Genomic DNA, 6944 nt, shown 5'->3' on the forward strand with positions numbered 1-6944 from the left:
TGAGGTGGCCATGCAACCCTCTGAACCGCAACCGCGGGTGGTCGTGGGTGTGGACGGTTCGCCGTCGTCGTACGCCGCGCTGCGCTGGGCGGTACGGTACGCGCAGATGGTGGGCGGTGTCGTCGAGGCGATTCACGCCTGGGACACGCCGTCGGACATCGGCTGGACCGGGCCGGCGATCGACCCCGAGTTCGATCTGGAGCAGGCCCGGGAGCGCTTCGCGGAGGAACTGCGAGCCGTTTTCGCGGACGGGCCTCCGGCCGGCCTGCGGGAGCACCTCGTCGAGGGCGATCCGTCGGAGGTGCTGATCCGTGTCTCGCAGGGGGCGGAAGTCCTCGTCGTCGGCAGTCGTGGCCGTGGCGGCTTCGCCCGGGCGATGCTGGGCTCGGTCAGCCAGCGCTGCGCCATGCACGCGGCCTGCCCGGTCGTCGTGGTCCGGCAGGCCCGCGACCAGGCACACTGACCCGCCCCGGTCCGCTCCCGTCCCGGTCCGCTCCCGCGCCGGGCCGTCTCCCAGCGGGTCGGACGGACGTCGGGTCGGACGTCAGGTCACTGAAAGGCCGCGTGGATCTCCTGCTCCTCGGCACTGTGGGAGACGAGCAGGAGTTCGTCGCCCGGCTGAAGACGCGTGGAGGGGCTGGGCGCGGTGGGGTTTCCGTCCCGTACGACGGTCGCCACCAGGGTGCCCTCGGGCAGCCGGATGTCACCCAGGAGGCGGCCCGCCGCCTTGGAACGGGCGGTGATGGCGGTCTCGATGATGCCGACGCCCGCGGTGCTGAGGCGCAGCAGCGCGACCGTGTCCGCGGCGCCGGTCGCCTCCTCTATCAGGGAGACGAGGGGTGTGGCCGACGGGACCGCGATGTCCACGCCCCAGCGGTGGTCGAACAGCCAGGCGTTCTCGTCGTCGTTGATCCGCGCCACTACGCGGGGCGCGGCGAAGCGCCGCTTGGCGAGGTAGCTGATGACGAGGTTGTCCTCGTCCCGCCCGGTGGCGGCGATCACCAGGTCGGCGTGCGCCGTACCCGCCCTCGCCTGAACCGCCTGCTCGCCGGCGTCGCCGACGAGCAGGCGGGCGTCGCACTGCCCGCGCAGCGCCTCGACGCGGTCCTCGTCGACGTCGACGAGGGTGACCTCGTTGCCCGCGGCCGTGAGCACCTGGGCGACGCGTGTGCCGAGCCTGCCCGCGCCGGCGATGAGCACGTTCATGTCCCCAGCTCCTTGTCGAGGAAGGCACGGAGTCGGTGCAGGCAGTGGGCGGCCACGGCGAAGGTGACCACGTCCTCGGGCGCGGCGGTGGTGGTCCGCCGGGGTACCAGGGACCGTCCGTCGCGGGTCACCTCCACCACCCGGATCTCGCCGTCGACCTCGAACTCGGACAGCTTCCGTCCCGCCAGGTACGCGGGTACCGCCGAGCGGACGAGCAGCGTCTCGCCGTTGCCGAAGGTCACGTCGGGGACGAGGTGGCGGTGCAGCAGCATCTGGTGGATGCGGTTGACCGACCAGGTGACGTCGGAGACCGTCGGGATGCCGAGGCCCTCGTACAGTTCCGCGCGCCGCGGATCGTGCACGCGGGAGAGGACGGTGGGGACACGGTAGGTCTCCTTGGCGGTCCGGGCGATGACCAGGTTGCTGTTGTCGCCGGAGGTGACGGCCACGACGGCGTCGCTGTGGGCGACACCCGCCTGTTCCAGCACGCGCCTGCTGAAGCCGTTGCCGAGGTGGAACTCGCCGGGAAACCCCCGCGGCAGACGGCGTCCGGCGCCCCGGTCCCGGTCGATCACGTGGACGTCATGCCTCTCTCCGGCCAGCTGGGCGGCCAGGACCGACCCCACTCGCCCGCACCCGGCGACGACGACTCTCATCGCTGCTCTCCTTCCGGTGGTGCGGTGCGCCTGCGCAGCAGGAACTTGCGCACCTCGTCGGCGGCCAGGGGCAGAACCCCGACGGCGGTCAGCAGGGCCCAGTCGCCGGCCGTGAGCGGGGCGGTGTGGAACACGCCCTGCAGCAGCGGCAGATAGCTGATGGCCGCCATCAGCGCCAGGCCGAAGAGCCCGGCGGCGATCAGCCATGGGTTGCCGAACACGCCTGCCCTGAACACGCTTTCACGCTCGGTGCGCACCGCCAGCGCGTTGAAGAACTGGCTGACGACGATGCCCGCCTGGACCATGGTGATCGCCTCCCGGTAGACGGGGTTGTCCGCGGTGAAGTCGGCGTAGGGGATGCCCGAGGCGTGGATGTGCCAGAAGAAGACCGCGCAGACGCCCAGCGCCTGGATGCCGCCCAGGAAGGCGATCCGGCGCACGACGGCCCGGGAGAACAGGCGCTCGGTCCGCGGCCGCGGCGGCCGGTCCATCACGTCGGACTCCGGGGGCTCGGCCCCGAGGGCGAGGGCGGGCAGCACGTCGGAGCCGAGGTCGATGGCGAGGACCTGCACCGCGGTGATCGGCACCAGCGGGAACCCGGCGAAGGTGGCGGCGAGGATGGGCGCCAGCTCGCCGATGTTGTGGCTGAACAGGTAGACGAGGAACTTGCGGATGTTCTGGTAGACGGTCCGGCCCAGGCGCACCGCCACCGCGATGGAGCCGAAGGAGTCGTCCAGCAGCACCATCTCCGCGGCCTCGCGGGCCACATCGGTGCCGGAGGCGCCCATCGCGACGCCGATGTCCGCGTGCTTGAGGGCGGGGGCGTCGTTCGCGCCGTCCCCGGTGACGGCGACGACCTCGCCGCGCCGCTGGAAGGCGGTGACCACCCGCATCTTGTGCTCCGGGCTCACCCGGCACAGCAGCAGTTCTCCCCCGGCGGCCAGCAGCCGGTCCAGCGCCGCCTCGTCCATGGCGTCCAGCGCCGCTCCGGTCACCACGGCCGGTGCGGCCGACCGGACGATGCCGACGCGACGGGCCACGGCCTCGGCCGTCAACGGGTGGTCGCCGGTGACCATCACGATCCGGATGCCCGCCCGGTGGCAGGACTCGACGGCCGCGTGGACCTCCGGCCGGGGCGGGTCCTGCATGCCGACGAGACCGAGCAGGGTGAGGTCCGACTCGTCCGCGTCGCGGTTCCCCGAGGAGCCCGTGGTGTCCCGTCCGGCGACGGCGAGCACCCGCAGGCCCTCGGTCGCGAGCTCGTCGGCCTCGGCCTCGATCCGCTTGCGCTCCTCGTCGGCGAGGACGGCGACGGTGCCGCCGCGGTCCAGGCGGGTGCAGCGGTCCAGCACCTCCGACGGGGCGCCCTTCACCCGCACTCTCCGGGCCCCGCCCTCGTCGTGCACGGTGCTCATCAGCTTGCGTACGGAGTCGAAGGGGTGCTCGGCGATCCGGGGTGCCGCGGCCTCCTCGGCCGCCATGTCCAGCCCGGCCTTGGCGGCCACCACCAGCAGCGCGCCCTCGGTGGTGTCGCCCAGCACCCGCCACCGTCCTCCACCGTCGGGCGGGACGAGCCGGGCGTCGCAGCACAGGGCGGCCGACCGGAGCAGTTCCCGCACCGGTGCGGGATCGGTCACCTCGCCGTTCGGCTCGTAGCCCACCCCGGTGACGGTGTGCTCCTGGTCCCAGGCCCAGACCCGTACCACGGTCATCTCGGCCTGGGTCAGCGTGCCGGTCTTGTCGGTGCACACCACCGTGGTGGAGCCCAGTGCCTCCACGGCGAGCAGCTTCTTCACCAGGGCGTGGTGGCGGGCCATACGGCGCACGCCGAGGGCGAGGGAGACCGAGAGGGTGGCCGGCAGGCCCTCGGGCACGAGCGCGACCATCACACCCAGCGCGAACACGAACGACGGCACCAGGCCCTGGCCGCTGGGCAGCCGGATGACGAACAGGAGGGCGCCCACCGCGAGCGCGGTGCCCGCGACCCGGCGCGCCATCGAGGCCACCTGCCGCTGCAGCGGGGTCCTCTGCCGGGGTGCCGCGGCGGTGAGCCGGAAGATCCGGCCGAACTCGGTGGCCCGGCCGGTGGCGAAGACGACCGCCCTGGCGGTGCCGGTGATCACGTCGGTGCCCATGAAGAGGCAGTTGCGGGCCCGCAGCGCCTCTTCGGCCGTGTCGGGTTCGGCGGTACGGCGCACCGGCTCGCTCTCTCCGGTGATGGCCGCGTTGCTGACCGTCAGGTCGTGTGCCTCCACCACGCGGCAGTCGGCGGGCACGGTGTCGCCCGCCTCCAGCGCCACCAGGTCGCCCGGCACCAGTTCCCGCACCGGCAGCTCCACCACGCCCGCGTCGCGCACCACTCGGCACCGGTGCGGAACCATCGCCTGCAGGGTCTGGGCGGTCCGCTCCGCGGAGTACTCCTGGGCGAAGCCGATGGACGCGTTCAGCACCACCACGCACAGGATCGCCACGGCGAGCTGCAGCGTGCCCGTCTCCCGCGGCTGCTGCAGTGTGTAGGCGAGGAAGGTGATGGCCGAGGCGACCATCAGCACGACCGCGAACAGGTCGGTGAACTGGCCCGCCAGCTGACGCCATACCGTGGGGCCCCGGGCAGGGGGCAGCTCGTTCGGTCCCCGCTCCTGGAGCCGCGCCCGCGCGGTGGCGGAGGGCAGTCCGCGCGGTGAGCTGCCCAGCGCCCCGAAGACGTCGGTGACGGCGCGGGCGTGCACCGGCTCGCCGGAGAGTGCGGAGGGCGGTGGTGGCGGGCCGGCGGGTTGCGCGGCACCTGGAGCCCTGTCGCCCTGGCGGGAGGGGCGGAGGGCTTTCACGAGGCCACGGTGGTCGCGTACGCGCTCATGCCGGGCTCCCCTCCCGGGCCGCCGGGGTCGCCGGTTCCGCTTCCGCCCCGCACACGACCGTCAGGTGGGTCTCGGGGGGCCGTGCGAGCGTGTTGCTCACCGTGCAGTGGGAGACCACGGCGCGCAGGGCGGGAAGACGGTCCTCGGGCAGGGCCGGGGCCCGGACGGTGAGGGAGATCTCGGACACCCGGGCCGGGCGGTCGTCGGCCATGCGGAAGCGTCCCTGGACGCGCAGTCCTTCGCGGCTGACGCCGTGCCGGTCGAGGAAGCGTCCCGCGTAGTGGGCCGCACAGGCGGCCACGGACGACACGAACAGCTCCACGGGTGTGGGTGCGGTGTCCCTGCCTCCGTCGGAGCGCGGCTGGTCGACGGTGAGGACGTGGTCGCGGACCCGGATCTCGTAGGCGTCACCGGCGACCGGGACCACCTCGACATGTCCGGGCCCGCCGTCGGGGGCGGACTCCACCGCCGCCGCCTGGAAGAGCAGCAGGGCCGCCAGGCTCCTGGCTTCCTCGGGCGTCATCGACGCCCACAGCTCGCCCTTGTCCTCGGGCGTGCAGGAGGTCTCCAGGACGACCCGTCCCATGGAGGCCGGCAGTCCCCGGGGTGCGAAGCGGGTGACGTTGATGCTGCGGCCGCAGCGGGTCTCGATGTTCATGTCGGCTTCCTCCCTGCGCTCGTCCCAACGGGTGACGCACTCGTCCGCGGCGGTTCCGCGTCGAGGCCGGCGCCGCCGTGGGCGAAGCCGGGACGAGGACGGACCGCCACCACACCCGGGATCTCCTCGAAGGCTCCGGACGGCGATGGGCCGTCCTCTGCTCCTCCAGTCGACTGCCGTCGCCGCTGCGGCGTCTCGGGCCGAACAGTCCACACCGGGCCCCGAAGGTCCCTCGGCCCTCCAGTACCCGCTCAGCACCCGCTCAGCCGAAGATCACCGGTAGCCGCCCCGACCGGCTGCCCGCCCTCACCGGTCGGCCGCCGTGATGCGGCGTCCCGTCAGGCGGGTGGGAGACACCTTCACCCAGAGTGTGCGCGCGCCGCCCGCCCACGGCCCGGAGTGGGCCCGGTTCTCCAGCCGGCGGACCGCCTCCGGGTCGTCGACGGTCTCGGCGCGCCCGACCGCGAGCACGCTCCATCCCCGGCTCATCGCCTCGTCGACGTGGTCGGCCTCGAAGGCGACCTCGTCGCCGACGGCCCCGGCGAGGGCCGAGCCGGGCGCGGTGCGGAAGAAGACGGCCTCGTCCACCACCTCGTAGTTGACCGGGAGCACGGCGGGTCCTTCCCGGGTGGTCAACGCGATGCGCCCCACCCCGTGCGTGGACAGCAGCGCCCGGCACTCGTCCTGGCTCAGGTCCGTCAACCGCGGGTGAAGCAGCGCCTGCCCCTGTCCCGGCGGCAGTTCCTGGTCGCCGCCGCGCAGCGCGACGAGTGTGGTGCCCAGCGCGTCGGCCAGACGCAGGACGGTCGCGATGCCCGGCTCCGACGGGCGCTGTTCGAGGTAGGCGAGGTACTGCGGCGACATCCGGGCACGGCCGGCCGTCTCCTCCAGGCCGAGTCCCCGGCGCAGGCGGGCCGCCGCCAGACGCCGTCCGAAGTCTCCCGGCTGCCCCGCCGCGGGGGCGGCGGGTTCGGCGGGGGCCGTCCCCCCGGCCGGGGCCCGTTCGTGTCCCAGGTGGTGGACGTGCGCGTCCGGCCCGGGGAAGACCAGCGTGACCTCGCCGGTGTCCGACCAGCGCACGTCGTACGGGGGTGTTCCGTCGCCGTGGTGCAGGCCGACGATCTCGCCGTCACGCCGGGGGACGCCGGTGACCGGGCTTTCGACGACCAGACGGTCGCCCAGCTGAGCGTGCATGGTCATGCCTTCTCTCAGGGATTCCGCTCCCAGGATCGCCCCGGTCCGTCCCCCGCACCAACGGGATCGAGGTCCCGCCCGGCAGGGGCGTACGGCGTGGATTCCCCCGCGACGGCCCCGGCCCCGCGGGAAGGCACCCGCTCGGAGCCGGTCAGCTCCCGGGCGGGTTCTGCGCGTCGCTCACCGGCGCCTGCCAGACCAGTCTGGTGCCGCCGCCCTCGGGCGTGGTGAGCTCCAGGTCACCGCCCAGTCTCCGGGCCCGCTCGGCCATGTTGGCCAGGCCGCTGCAGCGGCCCCCGGGCGGGATGCCCACGCCGTTGTCGGTGACCACGACGCGTACCGTCCTGCCGTCGGTGTCCAGCACCACCTCGG

General features: G+C 73.7%; 7 protein-coding genes. 1 reads left to right on the forward strand and 6 read right to left on the reverse strand.

Annotated elements, in window-relative coordinates; genetic code table 11:
- Positions 1-10: 10 nt before the first annotated feature.
- The gene (locus DEP02_RS19680; RefSeq protein WP_112468998.1) at positions 11-463 is read left to right on the forward strand and encodes a universal stress protein; all 453 of its coding nucleotides are present in this window, start codon (positions 11-13) and stop codon (positions 461-463) included.
- Positions 464-549: 86 nt separating this feature from the next.
- On the opposite strand, the gene DEP02_RS19685 is transcribed toward DEP02_RS19680, so the two are convergent.
- The 6 genes from DEP02_RS19685 to DEP02_RS19710 form a co-directional block, all read right to left on the reverse strand.
- Entirely contained in the window at positions 550-1206 is a 657-nt protein-coding gene (locus DEP02_RS19685; protein ID WP_112468999.1) for a potassium channel family protein, read from the reverse strand.
- A complete protein-coding gene (locus DEP02_RS19690) occupies positions 1203-1862 on the reverse strand; it encodes a potassium channel family protein (RefSeq protein ID WP_112469000.1) in 660 nt (219 codons plus the stop codon). Before DEP02_RS19690 ends, DEP02_RS19685 begins: the two co-directional genes overlap by 4 nt.
- Positions 1859-4690: a cation-translocating P-type ATPase gene (locus DEP02_RS19695; protein ID WP_269809369.1), complete on the reverse strand. Its 2832-nt coding sequence runs from the start codon at positions 4688-4690 to the stop codon at positions 1859-1861. The genes DEP02_RS19690 and DEP02_RS19695 overlap by 4 nt, the downstream gene beginning before the upstream one ends.
- A gap of 25 nt (positions 4691-4715) precedes the next feature.
- Positions 4716-5378: an OsmC family protein gene (locus DEP02_RS19700; protein WP_232839195.1), complete on the reverse strand. Its 663-nt coding sequence runs from the start codon at positions 5376-5378 to the stop codon at positions 4716-4718.
- 306 nt (positions 5379-5684) lie between these two features.
- Positions 5685-6572, reverse strand: a complete 888-nt coding sequence (locus DEP02_RS19705) for a pyridoxamine 5'-phosphate oxidase family protein (protein WP_112469007.1) — start codon at positions 6570-6572, stop codon at positions 5685-5687.
- Positions 6573-6723: 151 nt separating this feature from the next.
- Positions 6724-6944 (reverse strand): ATP-binding protein (locus tag DEP02_RS19710; RefSeq protein ID WP_332871988.1); only part of this gene is annotated, 221 nt, incomplete at its 5' end.

It is taken from the genome of Streptomyces triticisoli (assembly GCF_003270085.1).
Taxonomy (GTDB): Bacteria; Actinomycetota; Actinomycetes; order Streptomycetales; family Streptomycetaceae; genus Streptomyces; species Streptomyces triticisoli.